The 23,226-nt window shown below is 70.3% G+C and carries 23 protein-coding genes; 9 read left to right on the top strand and 14 right to left on the bottom strand.

Annotation, left to right across the window (positions count from 1 at the left end; translation table 11 throughout):
• Positions 1–7 precede the first annotated feature (7 nt).
• The 3 genes from AC07RM_RS17715 to AC07RM_RS17705 are packed head-to-tail and all read left to right on the top strand — an operon-like array spanning position 8 to position 3,220.
• On the top strand, positions 8–979 hold the full coding sequence (locus AC07RM_RS17715) for a Bug family tripartite tricarboxylate transporter substrate binding protein (protein WP_495335358.1): 972 nt from the start codon (positions 8–10) through the stop codon (positions 977–979).
• Positions 980–1,010: 31 nt separating this feature from the next.
• The gene (locus AC07RM_RS17710) at positions 1,011–1,982 is read left to right on the top strand and encodes a quinone oxidoreductase family protein (protein ID WP_495335357.1); all 972 of its coding nucleotides are present in this window, start codon (positions 1,011–1,013) and stop codon (positions 1,980–1,982) included.
• Between the two features lie 11 nt (positions 1,983–1,993).
• A complete protein-coding gene (locus tag AC07RM_RS17705) occupies positions 1,994–3,220 on the top strand; it encodes a porin (RefSeq protein WP_495335356.1) in 1,227 nt (408 codons plus the stop codon).
• 18 nt (positions 3,221–3,238) lie between these two features.
• On the opposite strand, the gene ligD is transcribed toward AC07RM_RS17705, so the two are convergent.
• The 5 genes from ligD to AC07RM_RS17680 all read right to left on the bottom strand — a co-directional run bounded on the left by ligD (position 3,239) and on the right by AC07RM_RS17680 (position 8,274).
• Positions 3,239–5,791 (bottom strand): DNA ligase D, encoded by a 2,553-nt coding sequence (gene ligD, locus AC07RM_RS17700; RefSeq protein WP_495335355.1) that lies wholly within the window; start codon positions 5,789–5,791, stop codon positions 3,239–3,241.
• Positions 5,792–5,804: 13 nt separating this feature from the next.
• The gene (locus AC07RM_RS17695) at positions 5,805–6,407 is read right to left on the bottom strand and encodes a DUF4142 domain-containing protein (protein WP_495335354.1); all 603 of its coding nucleotides are present in this window, start codon (positions 6,405–6,407) and stop codon (positions 5,805–5,807) included.
• A gap of 155 nt (positions 6,408–6,562) precedes the next feature.
• Complete coding sequence (locus AC07RM_RS17690) at positions 6,563–7,570, bottom strand: lysylphosphatidylglycerol synthase domain-containing protein (protein WP_495335353.1); 1,008 nt, start codon at positions 7,568–7,570, stop codon at positions 6,563–6,565.
• Positions 7,571–7,654: 84 nt separating this feature from the next.
• Entirely contained in the window at positions 7,655–7,882 is a 228-nt protein-coding gene (locus tag AC07RM_RS17685) for a hypothetical protein (RefSeq protein WP_495335352.1), read from the bottom strand.
• Positions 7,883–8,004: 122 nt separating this feature from the next.
• Positions 8,005–8,274, bottom strand: a complete 270-nt coding sequence (locus tag AC07RM_RS17680; RefSeq protein ID WP_093343278.1) for a hypothetical protein — start codon at positions 8,272–8,274, stop codon at positions 8,005–8,007.
• Positions 8,275–8,497: 223 nt separating this feature from the next.
• On the opposite strand from AC07RM_RS17680, the gene AC07RM_RS17675 reads away from it, so the two are divergent.
• The 3 genes from AC07RM_RS17675 (at position 8,498) to AC07RM_RS17665 (ending at position 10,953) form a co-directional block, all read left to right on the top strand.
• Complete coding sequence (locus tag AC07RM_RS17675; protein ID WP_093343280.1) at positions 8,498–8,764, top strand: hypothetical protein; 267 nt, start codon at positions 8,498–8,500, stop codon at positions 8,762–8,764.
• Between the two features lie 105 nt (positions 8,765–8,869).
• Entirely contained in the window at positions 8,870–9,649 is a 780-nt protein-coding gene (locus AC07RM_RS17670; protein ID WP_495335351.1) for an APH(3')-II family aminoglycoside O-phosphotransferase, read from the top strand.
• Positions 9,650–9,684: 35 nt separating this feature from the next.
• Positions 9,685–10,953, top strand: coding sequence for an acyl-CoA thioesterase/bile acid-CoA:amino acid N-acyltransferase family protein (locus tag AC07RM_RS17665; protein WP_495335350.1), 1,269 nt, complete (start codon positions 9,685–9,687; stop codon positions 10,951–10,953).
• A 194-nt stretch (positions 10,954–11,147) separates the two neighbouring features.
• Here the strand turns inward: AC07RM_RS17665 and AC07RM_RS17660 are convergent, their stop codons facing one another.
• The gene (locus tag AC07RM_RS17660) at positions 11,148–12,788 is read right to left on the bottom strand and encodes a long-chain-fatty-acid--CoA ligase (RefSeq protein ID WP_495335349.1); all 1,641 of its coding nucleotides are present in this window, start codon (positions 12,786–12,788) and stop codon (positions 11,148–11,150) included.
• A 136-nt stretch (positions 12,789–12,924) separates the two neighbouring features.
• On the opposite strand from AC07RM_RS17660, the gene AC07RM_RS17655 reads away from it, so the two are divergent.
• Both AC07RM_RS17655 and AC07RM_RS17650 read left to right on the top strand, forming a co-directional pair.
• Positions 12,925–13,716, top strand: a complete 792-nt coding sequence (locus tag AC07RM_RS17655; RefSeq protein WP_495335348.1) for a phosphodiesterase — start codon at positions 12,925–12,927, stop codon at positions 13,714–13,716.
• 1 nt (position 13,717) lies between these two features.
• Complete coding sequence (locus AC07RM_RS17650) at positions 13,718–14,098, top strand: hypothetical protein (RefSeq protein WP_431512129.1); 381 nt, start codon at positions 13,718–13,720, stop codon at positions 14,096–14,098.
• 12 nt (positions 14,099–14,110) lie between these two features.
• Here the strand turns inward: AC07RM_RS17650 and AC07RM_RS17645 are convergent, their stop codons facing one another.
• The 7 genes from AC07RM_RS17645 to badH all read right to left on the bottom strand — a co-directional run bounded on the left by AC07RM_RS17645 (position 14,111) and on the right by badH (position 21,693).
• Complete coding sequence (locus AC07RM_RS17645) at positions 14,111–15,289, bottom strand: acetyl-CoA C-acetyltransferase (RefSeq protein ID WP_208508608.1); 1,179 nt, start codon at positions 15,287–15,289, stop codon at positions 14,111–14,113.
• Between the two features lie 90 nt (positions 15,290–15,379).
• Complete coding sequence (locus AC07RM_RS17640; RefSeq protein ID WP_495335347.1) at positions 15,380–16,165, bottom strand: enoyl-CoA hydratase-related protein; 786 nt, start codon at positions 16,163–16,165, stop codon at positions 15,380–15,382.
• Positions 16,166–16,180: 15 nt separating this feature from the next.
• A complete protein-coding gene (locus tag AC07RM_RS17635) occupies positions 16,181–17,173 on the bottom strand; it encodes a Bug family tripartite tricarboxylate transporter substrate binding protein (protein ID WP_203205120.1) in 993 nt (330 codons plus the stop codon).
• 56 nt (positions 17,174–17,229) lie between these two features.
• On the bottom strand, positions 17,230–18,885 hold the full coding sequence (gene aliA, locus AC07RM_RS17630; RefSeq protein ID WP_495335346.1) for a cyclohexanecarboxylate-CoA ligase: 1,656 nt from the start codon (positions 18,883–18,885) through the stop codon (positions 17,230–17,232).
• 47 nt (positions 18,886–18,932) lie between these two features.
• Positions 18,933–20,084 (bottom strand): cyclohexanecarboxyl-CoA dehydrogenase, encoded by a 1,152-nt coding sequence (gene aliB / locus AC07RM_RS17625; protein ID WP_495335345.1) that lies wholly within the window; start codon positions 20,082–20,084, stop codon positions 18,933–18,935.
• A gap of 24 nt (positions 20,085–20,108) precedes the next feature.
• Positions 20,109–20,891 carry a 2-ketocyclohexanecarboxyl-CoA hydrolase gene (badI, locus tag AC07RM_RS17620; RefSeq protein ID WP_208511040.1) on the bottom strand — a complete coding sequence of 261 codons (783 nt, stop codon included), beginning with the start codon at positions 20,889–20,891 and terminating at the stop codon, positions 20,109–20,111.
• Positions 20,892–20,925: 34 nt separating this feature from the next.
• Positions 20,926–21,693, bottom strand: coding sequence for a 2-hydroxycyclohexanecarboxyl-CoA dehydrogenase (gene badH / locus AC07RM_RS17615; RefSeq protein WP_495335344.1), 768 nt, complete (start codon positions 21,691–21,693; stop codon positions 20,926–20,928).
• Between the two features lie 134 nt (positions 21,694–21,827).
• Here badH and AC07RM_RS17610 point away from each other — a divergent pair, with 134 nt between their 5' ends.
• The gene (locus tag AC07RM_RS17610) at positions 21,828–22,343 is read left to right on the top strand and encodes a MarR family winged helix-turn-helix transcriptional regulator (RefSeq protein ID WP_057589660.1); all 516 of its coding nucleotides are present in this window, start codon (positions 21,828–21,830) and stop codon (positions 22,341–22,343) included.
• 12 nt (positions 22,344–22,355) lie between these two features.
• On the opposite strand, the gene AC07RM_RS17605 is transcribed toward AC07RM_RS17610, so the two are convergent.
• Positions 22,356–23,138 carry an SDR family NAD(P)-dependent oxidoreductase gene (locus tag AC07RM_RS17605; protein ID WP_057589659.1) on the bottom strand — a complete coding sequence of 261 codons (783 nt, stop codon included), beginning with the start codon at positions 23,136–23,138 and terminating at the stop codon, positions 22,356–22,358.
• Positions 23,139–23,226 lie beyond the last annotated feature (88 nt).

Here is a 23,226-nt window from a genome sequence, read left to right as displayed (position 1 = left end):
AGCAGCCATGCCGCGCCTCATGCATCTCGCCGCCGTGCTCGTCGCCGCCGCATCGGCGCTGGGCTCGTCCTGGACCCATGCCTACACCGACAAGCCGGTGAAGATGATCGTCCCCGCGCCGCCCGGCGGCACCATCGACGTGCTCGCGCGCATCGTGGGCGACCAGCTCGCGCGCGACATCGGCCAGCCGGTGGTGGTCGAGAACAGGCCGGGCGCCGGCGGGGCGATCGCCGTGAAGTACCTGCTGTCCCAGCCGGCCGACGGCCAGACGCTGATGATGACCGCGAGCAACGTGCTCACCGAGGTGCCGCACGTGCTCAAGGGCGGCTTCGATCCGCTCAAGGACGTGCAGCCGGTCGCGCTGATGGCGCGCTCCTCGCTGCTGCTGATCGCCTCGCCGCAGTTCCCGGCCAGGGACGCGAAGGAGGCGATCGCCTATGTGAAGGCCCATCCGGGCCAGGTCTCCTACGCCTCCTACAGCGCGGGCACGGCCTCGCAGTACGCGGGCGCCATCCTCAACCAGGCGGCCGGGCTCGACATGCAGCACGTGCCCTACCCCGGTTCCGCGCCCGCGCTGGCGCAGGTCATGGGCGGCCAGGTGCCGCTGATGTTCGACGGCTCGGTCACGGCCCGGCCGCTGATCGCCGCCAACCGGGTGCGGCTGCTGGCGGTCGCGACCCAGGCCCGGCTGCCCGAATTTCCCGCCGTGCCCACCTTCGCCGAACTCGGCTACCCGGCGCTCGACTTCGCCAACTGGACCGGCGTGATCGCCTCCTCGCAGATGCCCGCACCGCTGGTCGAGAAGATCCACGCGGTGCTGCGCAAGGTCGCGGCCAACCCGGCGGTGCGCGCGAGCGTGGCCAACGCCGGCTTCGAACCGATGGCCGACCGCACGCCAGGGCAGGCACGCGACGAACTGCGCGAGGAGTTCACCCGCAACGCCGGCATCGTCAAGCGCTACGACATCCGCCTGAACTGAAGACCATCCAGAACAACGAGGAGACATCGCCATGCCCCAAGCCATCCGCTTCCACGAGACCGGCGGTCCCGAGGTCCTGCGGCTCGAGAACGTCGAGGTCGCGGACCCTGGTCCCGGCCAGGCGCGCGTGCGCCACAGCTTCATCGCGGTCAACTTCATCGACATCTACTTCCGCACCGGCCGCTATCCGCTGGCGCTGCCCGACGGGCTGGGTTCGGACGCGGTCGGCGTGGTGGAGGCCGTCGGCCCCGGCGTGACGGAGGTCAAGGCCGGGGATCGCGTGGGTTATCTCATCGGTCCGCAGGGCGCCTACTCGCAGGTCCGCGTGATGCCCGCCGCGGTGCTGATCCCGCTGCCCGAGGGCCTCCCCGATCGCACCGCCGCCACGCTGATGATGAAGGGCATGACGGCGCAATACCTGTTCCGCCAGGTCCGTCCGCTGCAGGCCGGCGAGACCATCCTCTACCACGCGGCCGCCGGCGGCGTCGGCCTGATCGCCTGCCAGTGGGCGCGCGCCCTGGGCGTCACGATGATCGGCACCGTCAGCACCGACGAGAAGGCCGCGCTCGCCCGGGCCGCCGGCTGCGCCCACGTCATCGTGACCGCGCGCGAGAACACCGTCGAGCGCGTGCGCGAGATCACCGGCGGCCGCGGCGTGCCGGTGGTCTACGACTCGGTGGGCAAGGACACGCTGATGGATTCGCTGGACTGCCTGCAGCCGCGCGGCACGCTGGTCAGCAACGGCACCTCCTCGGGCTCGGTGGTGATCGATTCGCAGCTGCTCGCGGCCAAGGGCTCGCTGTGGATGACGCGGCCCGCGATGGCGCACTACATCCAGCCGCGCGCCCACATGCTCGAGATGGCGCGCGAGCTGTTCGACCACGTGCTGGCCGGGCGCATCGTCAGCGAGCCGCAACGCAGCTTCGCGCTCGCCGATGCGGCGCAGGCCCATCGCGCGCTCGAGTCGCGCCAGACGGCCGGATCGACCGTGCTGGTGCCCTGAGGAAGCCCGCCATGAAGACCACCACGCTGGCCCTGTCGCTGCTGGCCGCCACGGGCGGTGCCGCCGCGCAATCCGCCCTCACCGTGTTCGGCGTCGTCGACGCCGGCATCAGCCACTACAGCACCCGCAGCCGGTCCTGGGGCCTCGCGGCGCCGCGCCAGGTCAGGCAGAGCCAGACCGCGCTCTCGCCCTCGGGCTACGCGTCCAGCCGGCTGGGCTTTCGCGGCACCGAGGACCTGGGCGGCGGCCTCGCCGCCGGCTTCTGGCTCGAGGCACCGCTGGCCAACGACAACGGCGGCGGCATCGGCAACTTCGGCCGCCGTTCCACCCTGAGCTTCTCGGGACCGTTCGGCGAGTTGCGCCTGGGCCGCGACTACACCGCCTCGTTCTGGAACGACGGCGTGTTCGATCCCTTCGGCGTCAACGGCGTCGGCACCAACCTGATCGCCATGGTCAACAGCAACCTCGCCGCCTCGCGGGCGCTCGCCACCGGCGGCCTGCTCAACGGCGCGCTCTCCGCCGGCACCGACAGCTACCTGCGCACCAGCAACGCCCTCAGCTACTTCCTGCCGCCGGGGCTCGGCGGCTTCTACGGCCAGGTGCAGTACGCCTTCCACGAGAACGTGAAGGCGAGCGACGCGAGCGACAGCCCGTCCGGGCGCGGCCGCTATGCCGGCGCGCGCGTGGGATGGACCGGCGGTCCGGCCGACGTGGCGCTGGGCTACGGCGAGAGCACGCTCGTGAGCGCCGCGCCCGGCGGCGAGAAGATCAGGAGCCTGAACCTCGGCGGCTCCTACGACTTCGGCGCGGTGAAGCTGTTCGGCGAATGGTCCCGCGTGCGGAACGCGCGCGACGACGCCGGCCTGTTCGGCAGCCGGGCCACCGACCGCTACGACGGCTTCGTCGCCGGCCTGAACATGCCGGTGGGGCCGGGCCTCGTGCGCGCCTCGTTCGCGCGCGTGAATTTCAGCAACGGCAACGGCGTGCCCGGCGGCAACGCCTCGGTCGACAAGCTGGCGCTGGGCTACGTGCACAACCTGTCCAGGCGCACCGCGCTCTATGCGACGGTGGCGCGCATCGGCATCCGCGACGGCCACAACAACCCGGGCGTGATGGGTGTCACCCCGCTGGTGCTGAGCCTGCCGGCGATCTTTCCGCAGGCGGCCTACGTCACCAAGGGCGGCATGGAACCGCGCGGCGCGACCGGCTACGACGTCGGCATCCGGCATGCCTTCTGATCGCGCGGGACCCGCGGGTCAGCGCCCGCGGCCACCGGCCTTCCTCACGTCGAAGCCGAGCATCTTCATCGCCGCATTCGGACTGCGCGCGCCCTTCGCATAGCCCTCCCACGGCGCATTGCCGCGATCGAGCCGCGTGTGGATGTCGCGCAAGGTCCAGTGCGCGCCGCCGCGCAGCTCGGGCACCTCGTCCCACGCCACGGGCACCGACACCCCCATGCCCGACCGCGCGCGCAGCGACCAGGCGCTGACCGTGGTGGCGCCGAAGCCGTTGCGCAGGTAGTCGATGAAGATGCGGCCCACGCGGTTCGAAGGCCCGCTCTTCGCCACGAAGAGTTGCGGCAAGGTGCGCGCCATGTGGCGCACGATGGCCTGCGAGAAATCCTTCACCGCGTCCCAGCCATGCACGCGGCGCAGCGGCACCACCACGTGCAGGCCCTTGCCGCCGCTGGTCTTGCAGAAGGGCACGAGCCCGAGCTCGACCAGGATCACGCGCATCAGCTCCACGGCCTGCAGCATCGCGGGCCAGTCGATGCCCTCGCCGGGGTCGAGGTCGAAGGTCATGCGGTCGGGCTTGTCGATCGCGGACTTGACGGCGTTCCAGGTGTGCAGCTCGATCACGTTCATCTGCGCCGCGCCCGGCAGGCCGAGCGCCGCCGCCACCTCGATCAGCGCGGGATGCGCGGGCCACAGCGCGGCATCGAGCTGGCGAATGCCCTCGATGCTGCCGTCCTCGAGGTGCTTCTGGAAGAACAGCTGCCCGCCGATGCCGCGCGGCGCGCGCACCAGCGACACCGGCCGGCCGCGCAGGTGCTCCATCATCAGCGGCGCGACCAGGCCGTAGAAGCGCACCACCTCGACCTTGGTGATGCCGCTCGAGGCATCGACCACGCGCTCGGCATGCGAGACCTTGAAGTTCGCGGGCAAGGTGGCGGCCGGGCCCTTGGCCTTGGCCTTGGTCTTCGCCTGCTCCCGGTCCGCCGCGCGCGCGGGCACCGGCGCCTCGCGCACGATCTGCTTCGCGGGCTTGTCGCTGCGCAACGCATGGAACACCGGGTGGCGCACATGGCCGTCCTGCGTCCATTCGGAGAACGTGACCTCGGCCACCAGCACCGGCTTCACCCAGTGCGCGCGGCGCTCGTTCTCGATGCGCTGCTTGAACGGGCGCTGGTCGACCACGAGCGGCTCGAGCCGCGCAAAGATCTCGGCCAGCGAGCGCTCGTTGAAGCCCGTGCCCACGCCGCCCGCGAACACCAGCTCGCCGTGTTCGTCATGCACGCCGAGCAGCAGCGAGCCGAAGCCCGTGCGCGAGCCCTGCGGGTCGGTGTAGCCGACGACCACGAACTCCTGCCTGCGCGCGCACTTGAGCTTGATCCAGTCGGGCGAACGGCGCGAGCGGTAGGCGCTGCCGCGCCGCTTGCCGATCACGCCCTCGAGCCCGATGCGGCAGGCCGAGGCCACGATGTCCTCGGGCGGTGCGTCGAAGACCGCGCTGAAGCGGATCTCGGGCGGCGGATCGGCGAGCAGCCGCTCGAGCAGCGCGCGCCGCTCGACCAGCGGCACGGCCCGCAGGTCGTGGCCGTCGTAGTACGGCAGGTCGAACAGGAAGTAGACGATGTCCTGGGTGCGCGTGCTGTCGAAGGCGCTCTGCAGTGCCTGGAAGTCGGTGCGACCGGCCTCGTCGAGCACCACGATCTCGCCATCGAGCCAGCCCGGCTTCAGCTTCATGCGCTGCAGCGCGCGCACCAGGTGCGGCATGCGATCGCTCCAGTCGTGGCCATTGCGCGTGAACAGGCGCACCGTCTTGCCCTCGATGCGCGCGAGCAGCCGGTAGCCGTCGAACTTGATCTCGTAGACCCAGTCGCCGGGATCGGGCGGCGGCCCGTCGACCAGCGTGGCGAGCACCGGCGCGAGCTTGGGCGGAGGCTCGGCCTCGACGGCACCGTCGGGCCACTCGGAACGCTTTCGCGCCGCCTTCTTCGCGGCGGGCTTCGACACTGTGCTCGCCCGCGGCATCGCGAGCGCGGCCACGCTGTCGGGGAACTGGTCGACCACGCTGAATTCCGCGGCCTCGCGCGCGAATTCGTCGCGCTCCTTGATCAAGAGCCACGGATCGCCGCTGCCTTCCTTGCGCGCCTTCATGCGCACCAGCGCCCAGCGGCCGCGCAGCTTGTGGCCATGCAGCTCGAACTTGATGTGGCCCGCGCGGTAGTCCTTGCGCACATTGCCCAGCGGCACCCAGAAGCCCTTGTCCCAGACGATCACCTTGCCCGCGCCGTACTGCTTCGCGGGAATCTCGCCCTCGAAGGCGTTGTACGACACCGGGTGATCCTCCACATGCATCGCCATGCGCTTGTCGTGCGGGTCGTAGCTCGGCCCCTTGGGCACGGCCCAGCTCTTCATGGTGCCGTCGATCTCGATGCGGAAGTCGTAGTGGAGGCTGCGCGCCCAGTGCTTCTGCACCACGAACTGCAATGCGCCGGGCAGCGACTCGCCGCCCTCGGCGGGCTCGGGCGTGATGTCGAAATTGCGCTTTTCCTTGTAGCGCTTCAGTGCGGCGGTGCGCGCCATGCGGGGGCGGGTGTCACTGCGGCGCCGGCGTCTGCGCCTGCCGCCGGTTGCTCGCCATCGTCTTCGCGGCGTCCAGGTGCGTCCTGAGCACCGGCAGCGTCTTCTCGGCGAAGGCGCGCAGCTCGGCATCGTTGGCGTCGCGCGCCATGTTCTCGAACAAGCGGATGTCGGCCTCGTGGTCCTGGATGCCCACGCGGTCCACATAGGCCCGATCGAAGCCCTCGCCCGACAGGCCCTGCAGCGCCTCGATGCGCGCCTTCTTGTCGGCCGGGATCTCGGCCACCAGCGGCACCGACTTGCGCGCGGCCAGCTGGCGCAGTGCCTCGTTCGATTCGCCGTGGTGCTTCGCGAGCATCAGCGCATAGTCCTTCACCTCGGCGCTCACGGCCTTGGAGGCGGCGAGCTTCGAGACCTCGAGCTCGTAGAGGCCGGCGCCCGCGGCCAGGGTCATCAGGCTGCGGTCGGGGGCGCTCACCGCGCCGGTCTGGGCGATCTGAACGGCGGGTTCGGCCGCGAAGGCCGTGGGCACGGATGCCACGCCGCCGAGCACGATGGCGCACGCGATCGCGCAGGCCCGTCCTCGGGACGAATGACGGAGCGTCGAAATGGAATGCATGCCGGACCTCGCAATCTGCAATGGGAGGACAAGGCCATCGGAAGGCTCGCCACGGGCCGGCGATGGCCACCTGAGGCCACGCTGCGCCCGCCATGCGGCTGCGGACGTAGGAAGCCGCCCCTTGCGCGCACAAGCCCAGGCGCACACCGCAGCGCTCAACCCGCCTCGGCCGCGGCCGGGTGGCTCGATGCATGGCGCTCGAGCAGCAGATACATCAGCACCCCACCGCCCAGCGGCAGCAGGTAGTAGAGCGCGCGATAGGCCAGCACCGCGCCCATCAGCGTGCCCTGCCGCACGCTGCCCGACAGCAGCGCGAGGTACACCGCCTCGAGCACGCCGAGCCCGGCCGGAATGGGCGTGAACACGCCCACGATCGAGGCCGCCATCAGCACCGACAGCGTGGTCGCGTACGGCACCTTCTGCCCCAGCAGCAGGTACATCGCCGCGCCCATCAGCGCCCAGTTGCAGGCCGACAGCGATATCTGCAGCAGCGCGAGCCGCGCCGAGGGCAGCTGCACGCTGCGCCCGCGCAGGGTCCAGCGCTTGCCGCGCGCGACGCCGCAGGCGATCACGTAGCCGATCGCGAGCGCGATCATCAGCACGCCGATGGCACGGAAGGCCACCACGCCCAGGTGCGCCTGGCGCGGCGGGTCGATCGCGCCCGCGGCGAACAGGCCGCCGGCCAGCAGGCCGTAGCCCAGCCAGTTGGTCGCAAGGCTGAGGCCGACGATCTGCGCCACCGTGGCCTCGTCGAGCCCCGCACGCGCATAGAGCCGCGCGCGCATCGCGACGCCGCCCACCAGCGAGCCGAGGTTCAGGTTGAAGGCATAGCTCGTGACCGCGATGGCCCAGGTGCGCCAGGCGGCGAGCTTGTGCCGCGTGTGGAGCCGCCCGAGCAGGTCGAAGCAGCCGTAGAGCGCATGGCTGGCGGTCGAGAGCGCGAGCACGCCGAGCAGCAGCCACAGCGGATAGCGCTGCAGCGCATGCCAGGCACCGGCCCAGTCGACCTTGTGCGCATGCGAGAGCAAGAGGCCCAGCACCACGATGCCGAGCACGGGCAGTGCCCAACGCTTGCAGCGGCGCCAGAGGCCTTGGGGAACGGAGGCGGCGTCGGTGCTGTCCGCCTCGCGGGAGAGTGTGGCTGTGGCGGCGGTCTGTGGCATCGTGGGCCGATCATCGGGACCGGTCCGGATGCCCGACAGTCGCCGCGAGCGCTTGTGTGCGTAGTCCGGGAACGATGTCCCGGATCACCCACCGGCCTTGCCCGGCGGCAGCTTGACCTTGGTGACCGTCACCGAGACGGGGTCGCTGGCGGGAAAGGATTCCTCCACGCCGCTGTCGAGCGCATCCTCGCTCGGTGCCTCGTGGGTGGGCTTGTCGTGTTCGGGGGCGGGCTTGCCGTGCGACTCGGCGGTGGGAAACGGAAAGGGCTTGCTGGTGTCCTTGGGGTCGCGGGTATCGATCTTCGAAGCCATGAGGGTTCTCCTTCCAGAAAGAGAGAGGGAAAGCACGCGGTGCGTCTCCCATTCTGGAAAGCGGCCCGTCCCGGCGCGTAGGACAACACGCGCCGTGGGCCGTCGCCGCGAGAGCGAACGCCTCAGCGGGGAATGCGGATGAAGTCTTCCGAGGTCAGCGAGATCAGGCAGCGCGGCTCGTCGCGATAGCGCTCCCGGGCCTTGGCTTCGATCGCGTCGAAGTAGGCACGGCAGGCCTCGAGCAACTGCGGGCCGCCCTCGCGCACGCCGAATTCATCGTGCAGCGCGTCTTCCGTGATCTCCGCCAGCACGCGCTGGCCCTGCGGACCGTTCGGGTAGAACGCGAAACGCACCGTGGCGGTGTCGAAGCAATAGATTCCTTCGAAGTTCATCTCTCTTGTCTCCAGCGGGTTGCATCTTGTTTCGTCGCGCCGACTAGAGCGCTTCGCGCGGGCGCGTTCGCGAGGACGAAATCCAGTCCCGGTGCAGGAATCCTCCTACAACACCAAAGGCCTCGCGACGCTGCGCCTGCGCGCATCGGCGATGTCGTCCCACGCGGGCCTCCCCCTGTCTTCGACGAGGCTTTGGACTTCCAACCCGAGGACCTCCACGACCATGAATACCACCGCCACTTCACGCCTCGACGCCCGCATCGCCGGCGTGGTCGAGTTCCGCGCGGGCGATGGCCCGCAGATCCGCATTCCCGAAGGCGTCTGCCAGGCGCTGGTCGCGGACGACAGCGTGGTGCTGACCTGGACCGAGGACGGCAATCCGCTGACCGCCGCGATCCCGCGCATCGAGTTCGACCGCTTCGTCACCGAGGGCCAGATCGTGCTGGGCCACGCGGAAGAGGACGACGCCGACGCGCCGAAGAAGGACTAGCGCGCAACGGCCCGCGGGCCGGTTGTGGCTTGCTTGAAAAGGCGGGCGCGAGCGACGACGATGCGTGCCGCGCCATCCGCGCCACGCCCTGGAGTCCTTTCGCGCTTGAATCCCCTGCCCCTTTTTCCTCACGCCTGGCGCGCCCGCCTGGCCGATGCCCACTGGCAGCGCCAGACGATCGGCGAATCGGGCGCCGATGTGTTTCGCATCGAGGCCGCCGATGGCGCCTTGCTGTTCCTCAAGTCCGAGCCCGTGGCGCCCCTCGCTGAACTGCCGGGCGAGATCGCGCGGCTCGCATGGCTCGCGCGCCAGGACCTGCCCGCGCCCGCAGTGCTCGACCAGGCCCTCGAACACGATCGCCATTGGCTGTTGATGAGCGCCGTGCCGGGCCGCGATCTCGCATCGGGCCCGTTCCGCCCGGCCGAGATCGTCGTGCACATGGCCGATGCGCTGCGCCTGCTGCACCGGGTGCCGGTCGCCACCTGCCCCTTCGACCATCGCCTGGCACACCGGATCGAGGACGCGCACGCACGCGCCGTGGCCGGCCTGGTCGACGAGAGCGATTTCGACGACGAGCGCGCGGGCTGGACCGCCCTCGATCTGTTCGAGCGACTGCGCGCGACGCGGCCCGCGAACGAAGACCTCGTCGTGACCCACGGCGATGCCTGCCTGCCGAACCTGATGGCAACGGCCGACGGCTTCACGGGCTTCATCGACTGCGGCCGCGTCGGCGTGGCCGACCGCTGGCAGGACCTCGCGCTGGCCGCGCGCAGCATCGGCTTCAACCTCGGCGAGGCCTGGACCGCGCCCTTCTTCGAACGCTACGGCATCGCGCCCGATGCCGAGCGCATCGCGTTCTACTGCCTGCTCGACGAGTTCTTCTGAAGGTGCGCCGAAGGTGGCGCGGGGAGAATGCGGGCATGAAATTCGATCCCCTGCCATCGCAGTGCCTCGTCGACCAATCGCTGGAGATCCGCCTGCGCGGTCTCGCACCCGGCGAGCGCGTCGTGCTGCAGCTGTGCAACCGCTTCGGCCACCAGGTGACGCAATCGGAGGCCCACTTCGTGGCCGACGCCAGCGGCACGGTCGATCCCGCGCGGCAGTCGCCGGTCGCGGGCAGCTACGAGCGCGCCGACGCGATGGGCCTGTTCTGGTCGCGCGCGCTGGTGCCGCCCGAGCGCGTGGGCGGCATCGCGGGCCTGCACGACGATCCGCTGACCGCCACGCTCAGCGCGGTGCGCGAGAGCGACGGCAGCGCGGTCTCGGTCTCGATCCGTCGCGTGTATGTCGGCGACGGCGTGCGGCAACGGGAGCTCAGGGAACGCGGCCTGGTCGGCCAGTTGTTCGAACCCGCGGGCGCGGGCCCGCATCCGGCCGTGCTCGTGCTCGGCGGATCGAACGGCGGCCTGGCGTGGTCGCAGGAGATGGCCGCGCTGCTCGCCTCGCATGGCTTCGCCGCGCTCGCGCTGGCCTACTTCGCGGCCGACGGCCTGCCGCCCACGCTCGACCGCATTCCGCTCGAGTACTTCGGCACGGCGCTCGAATGGCTGGCCGAACAGCCCGGCGTGCGGGCCGACCGCATCGGCACCGTGGGCGTGTCGCGCGGCGGCGAACTCGCGCTGCTGCTCGGCGCGCACTTTCCCGCCATCGGCTGCGTGATCGGCTATGTGCCCAGCGGCATCGTGTGGCCCGCCTATCCGGCGAGCGGCCATGGCGCATGGACGCTGGACGGCGAGGAGATCGATTTCGCATCGACGCTCACGCACGCGCAATGGGACGAAGCCGTCGCCCAGGGCCTTGCGCGCGCGGACAGCTTCGACTGGTACCTGATCCCGCTGCGCGATCCCGCGCTGCTGGAGCGAAGCTCGATCAAGGCCGAGAACATCAACGGCCCGGTGCTGCTGATCTCGGGCGAGGCCGACGGCCTGTGGCCTTCGACCGATCTCGCCGACTTCGCGCTGCAACGCCTGCTCGAAAAGAAATTCGCGCACCGCACCGAGCACCTGAGCTACCCGCGCGCCGGCCATTCGATCGCCTGGCCGAACGCGCCGACCACCATGACGCGCTCGGTCCATGCGATATCCGGCGAAACGATGGACCTGGGCGGCACGCCCGAGGGCAATGCGCGGGCGCGCAGCGATTCGTGGCCGCGCATGCTCGCCTTCTTGCGTGATGCGCTGCAGCGCTGAAACCGCCCCCGGATTTCCGTCGCCCTACCACGATTTTTTGGACGGAACCGCGGGGTGGCACAGTCTTTTTTGCACGGTCGGGAGCCCCTGCCTATTCAACAGGCAATGTGGTGGGAAGCCCCGTCAATCCTCGCTTCGCCCATCCGCTCCCCGCACAACCCACAGAGTTGTCCACAGAAAAATCGAACAAGTCATCAAACCGACTTGGTCGCGACATATCCCTTGAACATTTCCCGCAGGCGGGTCTTGAGCAACTTTCCGGTGGCCGTATGCGGCAGGCTGTCGACGAAGACCACGTCCTCGGGCAGCCACCACTTGACAACGCGCTGCGCGAGGAAATCGCGCAACTGCGAAGCGGTCACTTCGCTGCCGGACCGCTTCACCACGACGAGCAGCGGCCGCTCGGTCCACTTCGGATGCGGGATGCCGATGACCGCGGCCTCGGCCACCGCCGGATGGGCGCTGGCCGCGTTCTCGAGGTCGATCGACGAGATCCATTCGCCGCCTGACTTGATCACGTCCTTCGCGCGGTCGACCAGCTGCACATAGCCGTCGGCATCGATGGTGGCCACGTCGCCGGTCGGGAAGAAGCCCTCGGCATCGAGCACGCTGCCGCCCTCGCCGCGGAAGTAGCCGCTCGCGATCCAGGGCCCGCGCACATGCAGGTGGCCGAAGGCCTTGCCGTCGTGCGGCAGGCGCCGGCCGTCCTCGCCGACGATCTTGAGCGCCACGCCCCAGACGCCGCGGCCCTGCTTCATCTTGATGCCGATCTTCTCGTCCTCGCTCAAGGCCGCATGCTTGGGCAGCAGGTTGCCGATCACGCCGATCGGGCTGGTCTCCGTCATGCCCCAGCCCTGCACGAAGTCGGCGCCGAAGTCGCGTTCGAAACGCTCGATCATGCTGCGCGGCGTGGCGGCGCCGCCGAGGCCGATGCGCTTGAGGCCCAGCGCGCGCGGATCGAGTTCGGGATGGGCATCGAAGTACTGGAACAGCATCAGCCACACCGTGGGCACGGCCTGCGAGATGCTGACCTTCTCGTCGCGCATCAGCTCGTAGAGGTTCTGCGCGTCGAGGTGCGGGCCGGGCATCACCAGCTTGACGCCGGCCATCGCCGCCGCGTACGGCATGCCCCAGGCATTGGCATGGAACATCGGCACCGCGAGCAGCAAGGTCATGCCCGAGTTCACGCCGAAGGTGTCGGGCGTGCACTCCATCAGCGAGTGCAGCACGGTCGAGCGGTGCGAATAGAGCACGCCCTTGGGATTGCCCGTGGTGCCCGAGGTGTAGCACAGCGACGAGGCCGTGCGCTCGTCGAACACGGGCCAGTCGTAGTCCTCGCTCTGCGCATCGATCAGTTCGTCGAAGCACAGCAGGTTCGGCACGTCGATGGCCGGCATGTGGGCGCGGTCGGTCATCGCGATGAAGGCGCGCACCGAGCGCAGGCCCGGCGCGAGCTTCTCGACCAGCGGCGCGAAGCTGGTGTCGAAGAACAGCACCTTGTCTTCGGCATGGTTCACGATGTAGTCGATCTGCTCGGGAAAGAGCCGCGGGTTGACGGTGTGCAGCACCGCGCCCGCGCCCGACACGCCGAAGTACAGCGCCAGGTGCCGGTGCGTGTTCCAGGCCAGCGTGCCCACGCGGTCGCCGAGGGCGATGCCGAGCTGCGCCATCGCGTGGGCCACCTGCTTCGCGCGCCGGTGCACCGCGCCGTAGTCGGTGCGCACGATCGGCCCCTCGACGCTGCGCACCACGATCTCGGTGTGCGGGTGGAAGGTGGCGGCATGCTCGATCAGCGACGAGATCAAGAGCGGGCGGTCCTGCATCAATCCGAACATGGGGGCGTCTCCTGTGCTGGGGGCCGCCGCATCGTGGCAGCAGCGCGCCGGGGCGGCATCGTCGGAACGGACGATTGAGGGCGCGCGGCGGGAACGGAATCTGCGTGATGATGCGAAACCACCGGATGCCCGCCTCATGTCCATGCTCATCGCCCAGATCTCCGACCCGCACGTGCGCCCCGCCGGCGTGCTCTACCAGGGCGTGGTCGATTCCAACCGCATGCTCGAGGAGGCCATCGCCCACCTGCATGCGCTCGATCGCCGGCCCGACCTGGTGCTGCTGACCGGTGACCTGGTCGACGAGGGCCGGCCCGAGGAATACGCGCAGGCGCGCCGGCTGCTGTCCGCGCTCGAAGTGCCGCTGCTCGTGATGCCCGGCAACCACGACCACCGCGAGCACTTCCGCGCGGCCTTCGCCGACCATGGCTACCTGCCGGCCACGGGCGCGCTGCACTACTGCATCGACGACCATCCGGTGCGCATCGTCGCGCTCGACGTCTGCGTGCCCGGCCTGCACCATGGGCTGGCCGACGCGGAGGGCCTCGCCTGGCTGCAGCGCACGCTGGAGGCCGACCGCACCAGGCCCACGCTGCTGATGCTGCACCACCCACCGTTCATGAGCGGCATTCCGTACATGGATGCCTACCGCTGCATCGACACCGAGCCGCTCGAAGCCGTGGTGCGCGCGGCCGGCAACGTGGAGCGCGTGCTGTGCGGCCATGTGCACCGCGGCATGCTGCGGCGCTGGGCCGGCACCGTGGTGTGCAGCGCGCCGAGCACCACCACCGAGATCGCGCTGCGGCTCGCGAGCGACGCGGCACCGGCCTCCTACCTGGGCCGGCCCGGCTGCCTGTGGGACGAGGCGCATGGCATGGTGAGCCACCTGAGCCACATCGGGCCGATGCAGGGGCCCTACCCCTTTGCCTGACATGCGGATGCCGACCATCGCGGGACTGCGTGCCTCGATCCTCTGCGCGGCCGCCTGGCTGGCCTGCGCCGCGCCGGCCTTCGCCAACGGCAGCCTGTCCTGCGCAGGACGGCCCTATGCGGTGGAGGTGCAGTTCAGCCTGTCGACCGGCGAGCTGACCGGGCTGATCGTCGCGCGCGAGCAGCACGGCGATCTTTCATCCGAACGATTCACGCCACGGCGCCGGTCCATCGATTACGCGCGCCACACCGTGCAGGCGAGCGGCACCAGCGTCGACCGGCCGTCTCGCACCGCAACGCTGCGCATCGCCCAGGCCCGCGGCACGCTGACCCTCGCGGGCCGCCGCTACCGCCTGCGCTGCGACTGGAACGGCCTGGGCTGAAGCGCCCCGCGTTCAGAGCCGCTCGACGATCGTCACGTTCGCCATGCCGCCACCCTCGCACATGGTCTGCAGCCCGTAGCGCTTGCCGCGCTGGCCCAGCGCATGCACCAGCGTGGTCATGAGCTTGGTGCCCGAGGCGCCCAGCGGATGGCCGAGCGCGATGGCGCCGCCGTGGACGTTGAGCCGTTCGGGATCGGCGCCCGTCACCTGCAGCCAGGCCAGCGGCACCGGCGCGAAGGCCTCGTTGACCTCGAACAGGTCGATGTCGGAGATCTTCATGCCGGCCTTCTGCAACGCGCGCTGCGTGGCCGGGATCGGTGCCTCGAGCATGATCACCGGGTCGTGGCCCATCACGCTCATGTGGTGGATGCGCGCGAGCGGCTTCAGGCCGAAGGTCTTGAGGCCGCGCTCGTTGACCACCATCACGCCGCTGGCGCCGTCGCAGATCTGGCTCGCGGTCGCGGCCGTCACGCGCCCGCCCTCGGCGATCAGCTTGACCGCGCCGATGCTCTCGAGCGTCGCGTCGCCGCGGATGCCCTCGTCGGCCAGGTGCATCTCGCCGGGCTCGCTGCCATCGGCCAGCCGCACCGCCACCGGCACGATCTCGCGCTCGAAATGGCCGGCCCGCGTGGCCGCGGCCGCGAGCTGGTGGCTGCGCAGCGCATAGGCATCGAGTTCGGCGCGCGCGATGCCGTAGTTGGCGGCGATCATCTCGGCGCCCGTGAACTGGCTGAACTCGACGCCGGGGTAGCGCTTCTGCATGCCGGGGCTGACATAGAAGCCCAGCCCGTTCTTCAGCGGCAAGGTGGTCGGCAGGCCCATGGGCACGCGCGTCATGCTCTCGACGCCGGCCGCGATCGCCACGTCCATGCTGCCCGACATCACGGCCTGGGCCGCGAAGTGCAGCGCCTGCTGCGAGGAGCCGCACTGGCGGTCGACCGAGGTGGCCGGCACCGACTCGGGCAGGCGCGAGGCCAGCACCGCGTTGCGCGCGATGTTCGAGGACTGCTCGCCGGCCTGGCCGACGCAGCCCATGATGACGTCCTCGATGGCGGCGGGATCGACGTCGGTGCGCGCGACCAGCGCGTCGAGCACCTGCGCGGCGAGGTCGGCGGGATGCCAGCCGGCCAGGCGGCCGTTGCGGCGGCCTCCAGCGGTGCGGGCGGCGGCGACGATATAGGCTTCGGGCATGGGTTCTCCTGGGGCTTGGTGTGACTCGGGGAATTGTTGGCCCCCAGGATACGGCGGGCGTCGTCGGATCGGACGATTTTGGGCGCGGCCTCAACGGTGGCGGAACACCGGCTCGCGCCTGGCGAGAAAGGCCCGCATGCCCTCGCGCGCATCCTCGGTCGCGAAGCGCGCATGCAGCTGCCGGCGCTCGAACAGCATGCCCTCGGACAGCGAGGACTCCCAGGCGCGGTTGACCGACTCCTTGATCGCGACCAGCGCCGGCAGCGAGAAGCCGGCGATGCGCGTGGCCAGCGCCAGCGCCTCGTCCATCAGCGAGGCAGAAGGCACGACGCGCGACACCAGCCCGTAGCGGTCGGCCTCGTGCGCATCGAGCACGCGCGCGCCCAGGCACATCTCCATCGCCTTGGCCTTGCCGATGGCGCGCGGCAGCCGCTGCGTGCCGCCCGCGCCCGGCAGCATCGCGAGCCTGACCTCGGGCAGCGCGAAGCGTGCCGACTCGGCCGCCAGCACCATGTCGCAGGCCAGCGCGAGCTCGCAGCCGCCGCCATAGGCGAAGCCGGCCACCGCGGCGATCACGGGCTTGCGCACGCGGCGGATGGTCTCCCAGTTGCGCGTGATGAACTCCTGCGCGACCACCTCGGCATGGTCCCATTCGGCCATGGCCGCGATGTCGGCGCCGGCCGCGAAGGCGCGCTCGTCGCCCGTCAGCACGATGGCGCCGATGCCGGGGTCGGCATCGAAGGCCAGCAGCGCGGCACCGAGCGCGTCCATCAGCGCGTCGTTCAGCGCGTTCATCTGCCGCGGGCGGTTCAGCGTCACGACGCCGACGCGGCCCTCGGCGCGCACGAGGACGGGCACTTCCTGCTCAATGGCCATGCGGGCTCGCTCCTGTCAGTCGACCACGATCTTCTGCCGAGCGATCAGCGCGGACAGCACCGCGCCCTCCTCGGCCAGCAGCTTGCGGAACTCGGGCGTGTCCATCGCCACCGGCTCCGCGCCCAGGTCGGCATAGCGCGACTTGAGCGCGGGCTGCGCGAGCGCCTTGCCGATCTCGCGGCTCATGCGCGCCAGCACCTCGGGCGGCGTGCCGTTGGGCGCCCACATGCCGAACCAGATGTCGAGGTCGGCGCCCGGGAAGCCCTGCTCGCCGATGGTCGGCACCTCGGGGAAGAACGGCGAGCGCTTGGCGCTCACGATGCCCAGCAGCTTGGCCTTGCCGGTGCGGATGTGCGGGAAGGCGATGCCCGGGTCGCAGACGAAGTCGGCCTGGCCCGAGAGCACGTCCTGCAGCGCGGGCGCGGCGCCGCGGTACGGCACGTGGGTGGCCGAGACCTCGGTGGCCTGCTTGAACAGCTCGCAGGCCAGGTGCGGCGGCGTGCCGGTGCCGGCCGAGGCGTACGAGAAGGTGCCGGGCTTGGCGCGCGCCAGCGCGACCAGTTCGCGCGCATCCTTCGCGTTCATCTGCGGCTTGGCCACCAGGTACATCTGCGTGCGGCCCACGGTCGCCACCGGCGACAGGTCGCGCGAGGGCAGCAGGGTCGACTTGAACAGCGACGGGTTCGCGGTCTCGACCGAGGTCGGCGCGATCAGGAAGGTGTGGCCGTCGGGCGCCGCGCGCACCACCTCGGCGGCCGAGATGTTGCCGCTGGCGCCGGGCTTGTTGTCGATCAGCACGGTCTGGCCCAGCGACTCGGTCAGCGACTGCGCGAGGATGCGCGCCATCACGTCGGTGCTGCCGCCGGGCGCGAAGCCCACGACCACGCGGATCGGCTTGCTGGGCCAGGCCGCGGGCGACTGCGCGAAGGCGGCGCCCGCGAGCGCGAGGCAGCCGAGCGCGACGAAGGCCCGGCGCAGGCGCGCCGGGGCCAGGAACGAAATAGCCATGTCTTGTCTCCGTTGTGTTTTGGGGGGTGCTGTCGTTCTTGGGTCCAGCGGCGGGCTCAGCCCGCCGTGCCAGCCTCGTCCGCGCGCAACAGCTCGCGCAGCTTGAATTTCTGGATCTTTCCCGAGGGCGTCGAGGGCATGGTCTCGCGCAGCACCAGCCGCTCGGGGATGTACTGCAGCGCCACCTTCTGCGCCTTGAGGAAGTCCGAGATCGACGGCAGGTCGACCTGGCAGCCGGGCCGCAGCACCACCACCGCGCAGGCGCGCTCGCCCAGGCGCTCGTCGGGATAGGCCACGATCGCGGCCATCGCGATGCCGGGATGGCGATAGAGCAGCGACTCGATCTCGACCACCGGGATGTTCTCGCCGCCGCGGATGATCACGTCCTTGGTGCGGCCCGCGATGCGCACATAGCCGCGCTCGTCGATGCGCGCGAGGTCCCCGGTGTCGAACCAGTCGTCGGCATCGGTGCCGTTGAGCTGCGGGCGCTTCAGGTAGCCGCCGAAGTTGGAGCAGGCGCGCAGCAGCAGCCGGCCCACCTCGCCCGCGGGCAGGCGCCGGCCGTCGACGTCGACCACCTGGATCTCCACGCCGGGCAGCGGGCAGCCATCGGTCTGGATCGAGCGCTCGTCGTCGTCGTCCAGCCGCGTCAGCGTGACCGCGCCGTTCTCGCTCATGCCCCAGGCCGAGACGATCTTGGCGCCGAGCGCGCGCCGCGCCTGCTCGACCAGCGCGCCCGGGATCGGCGCGCCCGCGCAGAGAAAGACCTTGAGCGACGGCACCTCGATGCCGGTCTCGGCCACCGTCTTCGCGAGGTCCGAGAGAAAGGGCGTGGAGGCCATCGTGAAGCTCGCGCGCTCGGCGTTGATCGCGGGGATGGCCTGCTTCGGGTCCCAGATGTCCTGCAGCACGGCCGAGGCGCCGAGCATGATCGGCATCATCAGCCCATACATGAAGCCGGTCTGGTGCGCCATCGGCGAGGCCATCAGCACCACGTCGTCCGCGCCCAGGCCCAGGCGCTGCGCATAGGGCACGATGTTGGCCATGGTGGTGTTGGCCGAGTGCATCACGCCCTTGGGCTCGCCGGTGGTGCCCGAGGTGTAGATCAGCTGCGTGATGTCGTCGGGCCCGGGCCGGCCGCGCGAGAGGATCTCCGCGGCATCGGGCGCGTCTTCCCAGGCCGGTCCCGAGAGCAGGGCATCGAAGCTGTTCGGCCCCGCGCCGCCCACGATCACCACCTGCCGCAGCGCGGGCAGCTCGGGCTGCAGGCCCGTGACCATGGCCTCGAAGTCGAAGCCGCGAAAGCGCGCCGGCGCGATCATCACCTTGGCCGCGCCGTGCTTCAGCATGAACGAGAGCTCGCGCTCGCGGAAGATGTGCATCAGCGGATTGATCACCGCGCCGATGCGCGAGCAAGCCAGGTAGGTCAGCGTGAACTGCCACCAGTTGGGCAGCTGGCAGGCCACCACGTCGTCGCGCCCCACGCCCAGGCGCGACAGGCCCACCGCGATGCGGTCGGCCATGCGGCCGAGCTCGCGGTAGCTGAAGCGCTGGATGGCACCGTCCTCGATGCGCATGGCGCTCAGCGCGAGCTTGTCGGGCGTGGCCGCGATGCAGGCATCGAGCGCGTCGTTGATGGTGCGGTCGTGCCACAGGCCCTCGGCGATCATGCGCGCGCGGCGCGGCGGCAGCAGTACGGCGTCGAATTCCATGATGTCGTGTCTCCTCGTTGTCGTGCGAAACCGGGGCAAGACCAGGCTCAGGCCGGCACGGCCGAGCGCCCGGCGCGCGTGCGCGCCACGATGGTCTTCATGATCTGGGCCGTGCCGTCGCCGATCTGGAAGCCCAGCACGTCGCGCAGCCGCTGCTCCATCGGCCCGCGGTCGTAGCCGCCATGGCCGAACATCAGCAGGCACTGGTGGATCGCGTCGTAGGCCAGCTTCGGCGCCCACCACTTGCACATGGCGGCCTCGGCCGTGTGCGGCGCGCCACGGTCCTTGAGCCACAGCGTCTGCAGGCACAGCAGGCGCGCGGCCTCGACCTGGGTGTCGAAGTCGGCGAGCGGATGCGACACGCCCTGGAAGGCCGACAGCGGCTTGCCGAAGGCCTCGCGTTGTGCCACGTGGTCCCAGGTCTCCTCGAGCGCCACGCGCGCCACCGCCAGCACCTGCAGGCCGATCAGCGCGCGCGAGAAGTCGAAGCCCTGCATCACCTGCACGAAGCCCTTGTTCTCCTCGCCCAGGCGATGGTCGAGCGGCACGCGCACGTTCTCGAAGAACAGCGAGCCGCGGCCGATGGCGCGCTGGCCGTGGCAGTCGAAGCGGTTGCGCGTGAGGCCGGGCGCATCGGCGGGCACCAGCAGCGCGGTCACGCCGTGCGCGGCCGATTCCACCGAGCCGGTGCGGCCGAACACCACCACCGCGTCGGCCTGGTCGGCCGCCGAGATCGAAGTCTTCTCACCGTTGATCACGTAGTGGTCACCCGCGCGCTCCACGCGCAGCCGCAGGTTGGCCGCGTCCGAGCCGCCGCGCGGCTCGGTCAGCGCGATCGCGACCAGCGCCTCGCCGCGCGTGAGCTTCCGCAGCCACGGTCCCGCCACCTCGGGGCGGCCGTGCTCGGCGAGGATCTGGCCGTTGAGCGAGGCCAGCAGGTTGATGTAGCTCAGGCTCAGGTCGGCGCGTGCGATCTCCTCGTGGATCACGCCGGCCGCGAGGCAACCCATGCCCTGGCCGCCATGTTCCTCGGCGAGCTCGGGCGCGATGAAGCCCATCTCGCCCATCTCGCGCATCAGCGCGCGGTCGAGCACGCGCGTGGCGTCGCGCTCGAGGAAGCCCGGCGCCACGCGGCCGGTGGCGAAGCGGCGCGCATGCTCGGCCAGCGCGGCGAGGTCGTCGTCGATGTAGGGGTTCATCGCGGTGTTCTTCGCTTCGCGGGGCTACTTCGCGTACTTGCGGAACTCAGGCTTGCGCCGTTCCTGCAGCGCCTTCACGCCCTCGCGCGATTCCTCGGTGTCGTAGTAGAGCTTGAGCGCGTACATGCCCATGCCCGCGATGCCGGCCTGGTGCGCGGTGTCGGCGTTGAAACTGCGCTTGGCGATCGCGATCGCCGTGGGGCTGCGCTCGCAGATCTCCTCGGCCCACTTCTGCACCTCGGCGTCGAGCTGCTCGTGCGGCACCACCGCGTTGGCCAGGCCCATGGCCACGGCCTCGGCGCCGCTGTAGCGGCGGTTCAGATACCAGATCTCGCGCGCCTTCTTCTCGCCGACCACGCGCGCCAGGAAGGCGGTGCCGTAGCCCGGGTCGACCGAGCCCATCTTCGGGCCGACCTGGCCGAAGACGGCCTTCTCGGAGGCGATGGTCAGGTCACAAATGGTGCACAGCACGTTGCCGCCGCCGATGGCGAAGCCCTGCACGCGCGCGATCACCGGCTTGGGCACGTTGCGGATCGCGTCGTGCAGCTCCTCCATCGGCAGGCCGATGGTGCCGCGGCCGTCGTAGTTGCCGTCGTGCGCCGACTGGTCGCCGCCGGTGCAGAAAGCCTTCTCGCCGGCACCGGCCAGCACGATGGCGCCGATCTCGCGGTCGTAGCCCGCGCGGTTGAGCGCGCGGATGATCTCGTCGCAGGTCTGGCCGCGGAAGGCATTCATCTTCTCGGGCCGGTTGATGGTGATCCACGCCACGCGGTTGCGCACGTCGTAGAGGATGTCTTCGAACTGCATGTGTTGCTCCTTGGGAATCCGTGGGGGGCCGGGGTCAGCCGTTCATCGTCAGGCCGCCCGAGACGCTGAGCACCTGGCCGGTGACGAAGGCCGCGTCGTCGCTCGCGAAGAACAGGATCGCGCCCGGCAGGTCGTCGGGCTGGCCGATGCGGCCCAGCGGGATGGAGCGCGTGAAGGCCTCCATCAGCTTCTCGGGATTGCCCGCGCCTTCCTTGTAGTCGGCGAACAGCGCGGTGTCGGTCGGGCCCGGGCACACCACGTTCGCGGTGATGCCGTGGCGCGCATGCTCGCGCGCGATGGTCTTGGTGAAGGCGACCAGGCCGCCCTTGCAGGCCGCGTACACGGCCTCGCCCGAGGAGCCCACGCGCGCCGCGTCCGAGGCGATGTTGACGATGCGCCCCGCCTTGCGCGCCGCCATGCCCGGCAGCACGGCATGGTGCATGTGCAGCGCGCCCGTGAGGTTGATGGCGATCAGCTTCTCCCACTGCGCGGGCTCGGTCTTGGCGAAGGGCCGGAACACGTCCCAGCCCGCGTTGTTGACCAGCACGTCGATCGCGCCGAAGCGCTCGAGCACCGCGGCCACGGCGGCATCGACGCTCGCGCGCTCGGTGATGTCGCAGCGCAGCGCGAGCGCGCGGCCGCCCTCGGCCTCGATGCGCGCGGCGACCGTTTCGGCGGCGCCGGGGTTCAGGTCGAGTACCGCCACCCGCGCGCCTTCGCGCGCGAAACGGCGGCAGGTCGCGCCGCCGATGCCGCCACCGCCGCCGGTGACGACCACTGTCTTGTCTTCGAATCGTTGCATCAGGTTCTCCTTGGATCCGCGGGCTTGCTATCGTTGGCCGGTCGCGCCGGCTTCGAATCGGCATTTAGGTAAAGATGTTGACGTATTATGCGTTGGCATAGCTTCGCCGTGCAACCCAGTTCACGAAGATATCTATGGTTTCCCCTAATGAAAATGACGCTTCCGCCCGCATGGCGCTGGCCAACAGGGTTTTCTTCCGCCTCTACCAATGTGCCAACATGTTGCATAAAACAGGCACCCGCGCGGTTGAGAACGAGGGCCTGACCACGCAGCAATGGGCGGTGCTCGGCGCGTTGTCGCGCGACGAGGCGAAGGGGGGGATGAGCGTGGGCGACCTGGCGCGCTACCTGAAGGTGAGCCGGCAGAACCTCTCGGGCCTGCTGAGCCGTATGGAGCGCGACGGCCATGTGAAGACCGCGCCCGACGGGCGCGACCGGCGCTCACGCCTGGTGACGATGAGCGAGTCGGGACAGCATGTGTGGGTGGTCGAGGCGCAGCCGAAGATCTACGCCTACTACGAGCAGGTGCTCGAGGGCTTCTCGGTCAACGACGTGACCCACACCCTGCACTACCTGCTGAAGATCCTCGACAACATGCAGAAGGTGGACGACCGGCAGGGCGGGGCCGAGGAGCCGGCCGAGGAAGCGTGAAGCCGCGCGGCCTCAGCGCGGCGCCATGCGGATCGCCCCGTCGAGCCGCACGCTCTCGCCGTTGAAGTAGCCGTTGGTGATCATCAGCTCCGCCAGCGCCGCGTACTCGGCCGGGTTGCCCAGCCGCTTCGGGAACGGCACCGAGGCCGCCAGCGCGGCCTTCACGTTGTCGGGCGCGCCCTGCAGCAGCGGCGTGTCGAAGATGCCCGGCAGGATGGTGTTGACGCGGATGCCCTCGCTCATGAGGTCGCGCGCGATCGGCAGGGTCATGCCGACGATGCCGGCCTTCGAGGCGGTGTAGGCGGCCTGCCCCATCTGGCCGTCCTGCGCGGCCACCGAGGCGGTGTTGACGATGGCGCCGCGCTCGCCGTCCTCGAGCATGTCGAGCGTGAGCATGCCGGCGGCCGACTTGGCGATGCAGCGGAAGGTGCCCACCAGGTTGATCTGGATGATGCGGTCGAAGTTGGCGAGCGGAAAGTGCTTGATCTCGCCCGTGGCCTTGTCGCGGCTCGCGGTCTTCACGGCATTGCCGGTGCCCGCGCAGTTGACCAGCACGCGCTCCTGGCCGTGCGCGGCGCGCGCGCGCTCGAAGGCCGCGTCGACCTGCGTCTCGGAGGTGACATCGACCTGGCAGAACACGCCGCCGATCTCGGCCGCGAGCGCCTCGCCCTGCGCCGCGTTGAGGTCGAACAGCGCGACCTTCACGCCATGGCCGGCCAGGCGCCGCGCGGTGGCCGCGCCGAGGCCGGAGGCGCCGCCGGTGACGACGGCGGCAATGCGGGAATCGAGTTGCATCTTCGGAGGTCCTTGCTGGATGGTTTGGCGCCGGCCAGTTTAGGAAGCAGAATCGACGCGGGCATCGTCGGAACCGACGGTATCCGCT

The sequence above is a fragment of the Variovorax sp. GW821-FHT09B05 genome, from assembly GCF_059418265.1.
The sequence above is the reverse complement of the archived record's forward strand: the minus strand, read 5'-3'. Positions and strand labels throughout refer to the sequence as shown.

What these genes read in the sequence shown, in the direction of transcription:
- AC07RM_RS17640 (WP_495335347.1), bottom strand. Translation starts at nt 16,165, where the DNA reads ATGGCCATTGAGCAGGAAGTGCCCGTCCTCGTGCGCGCCGAGGGCCGC.
- AC07RM_RS17715 (WP_495335358.1), top strand. Translation starts at nt 8, where the DNA reads ATGCCGCGCCTCATGCATCTCGCCGCCGTGCTCGTCGCCGCCGCATCG.
- AC07RM_RS17675 (WP_093343280.1), top strand. Translation starts at nt 8,498, where the DNA reads ATGAATACCACCGCCACTTCACGCCTCGACGCCCGCATCGCCGGCGTG.
- AC07RM_RS17660 (WP_495335349.1), bottom strand. Translation starts at nt 12,788, where the DNA reads ATGTTCGGATTGATGCAGGACCGCCCGCTCTTGATCTCGTCGCTGATC.
- AC07RM_RS17605 (WP_057589659.1), bottom strand. Translation starts at nt 23,138, where the DNA reads ATGCAACTCGATTCCCGCATTGCCGCCGTCGTCACCGGCGGCGCCTCC.
- AC07RM_RS17710 (WP_495335357.1), top strand. Translation starts at nt 1,011, where the DNA reads ATGCCCCAAGCCATCCGCTTCCACGAGACCGGCGGTCCCGAGGTCCTG.
- AC07RM_RS17680 (WP_093343278.1), bottom strand. Translation starts at nt 8,274, where the DNA reads ATGAACTTCGAAGGAATCTATTGCTTCGACACCGCCACGGTGCGTTTC.
- AC07RM_RS17685 (WP_495335352.1), bottom strand. Translation starts at nt 7,882, where the DNA reads ATGGCTTCGAAGATCGATACCCGCGACCCCAAGGACACCAGCAAGCCC.
- badH (WP_495335344.1), bottom strand. Translation starts at nt 21,693, where the DNA reads ATGCAACGATTCGAAGACAAGACAGTGGTCGTCACCGGCGGCGGTGGC.
- AC07RM_RS17610 (WP_057589660.1), top strand. Translation starts at nt 21,828, where the DNA reads ATGGTTTCCCCTAATGAAAATGACGCTTCCGCCCGCATGGCGCTGGCC.
- AC07RM_RS17695 (WP_495335354.1), bottom strand. Translation starts at nt 6,407, where the DNA reads ATGCATTCCATTTCGACGCTCCGTCATTCGTCCCGAGGACGGGCCTGC.
- aliB (WP_495335345.1), bottom strand. Translation starts at nt 20,084, where the DNA reads ATGAACCCCTACATCGACGACGACCTCGCCGCGCTGGCCGAGCATGCG.
- ligD (WP_495335355.1), bottom strand. Translation starts at nt 5,791, where the DNA reads ATGGCGCGCACCGCCGCACTGAAGCGCTACAAGGAAAAGCGCAATTTC.
- AC07RM_RS17650 (WP_431512129.1), top strand. Translation starts at nt 13,718, where the DNA reads ATGCGGATGCCGACCATCGCGGGACTGCGTGCCTCGATCCTCTGCGCG.
- badI (WP_208511040.1), bottom strand. Translation starts at nt 20,891, where the DNA reads ATGCAGTTCGAAGACATCCTCTACGACGTGCGCAACCGCGTGGCGTGG.
- AC07RM_RS17705 (WP_495335356.1), top strand. Translation starts at nt 1,994, where the DNA reads ATGAAGACCACCACGCTGGCCCTGTCGCTGCTGGCCGCCACGGGCGGT.
- AC07RM_RS17635 (WP_203205120.1), bottom strand. Translation starts at nt 17,173, where the DNA reads ATGGCTATTTCGTTCCTGGCCCCGGCGCGCCTGCGCCGGGCCTTCGTC.
- aliA (WP_495335346.1), bottom strand. Translation starts at nt 18,885, where the DNA reads ATGGAATTCGACGCCGTACTGCTGCCGCCGCGCCGCGCGCGCATGATC.
- AC07RM_RS17690 (WP_495335353.1), bottom strand. Translation starts at nt 7,570, where the DNA reads ATGCCACAGACCGCCGCCACAGCCACACTCTCCCGCGAGGCGGACAGC.
- AC07RM_RS17645 (WP_208508608.1), bottom strand. Translation starts at nt 15,289, where the DNA reads ATGCCCGAAGCCTATATCGTCGCCGCCGCCCGCACCGCTGGAGGCCGC.
- AC07RM_RS17665 (WP_495335350.1), top strand. Translation starts at nt 9,685, where the DNA reads ATGAAATTCGATCCCCTGCCATCGCAGTGCCTCGTCGACCAATCGCTG.
- AC07RM_RS17655 (WP_495335348.1), top strand. Translation starts at nt 12,925, where the DNA reads ATGTCCATGCTCATCGCCCAGATCTCCGACCCGCACGTGCGCCCCGCC.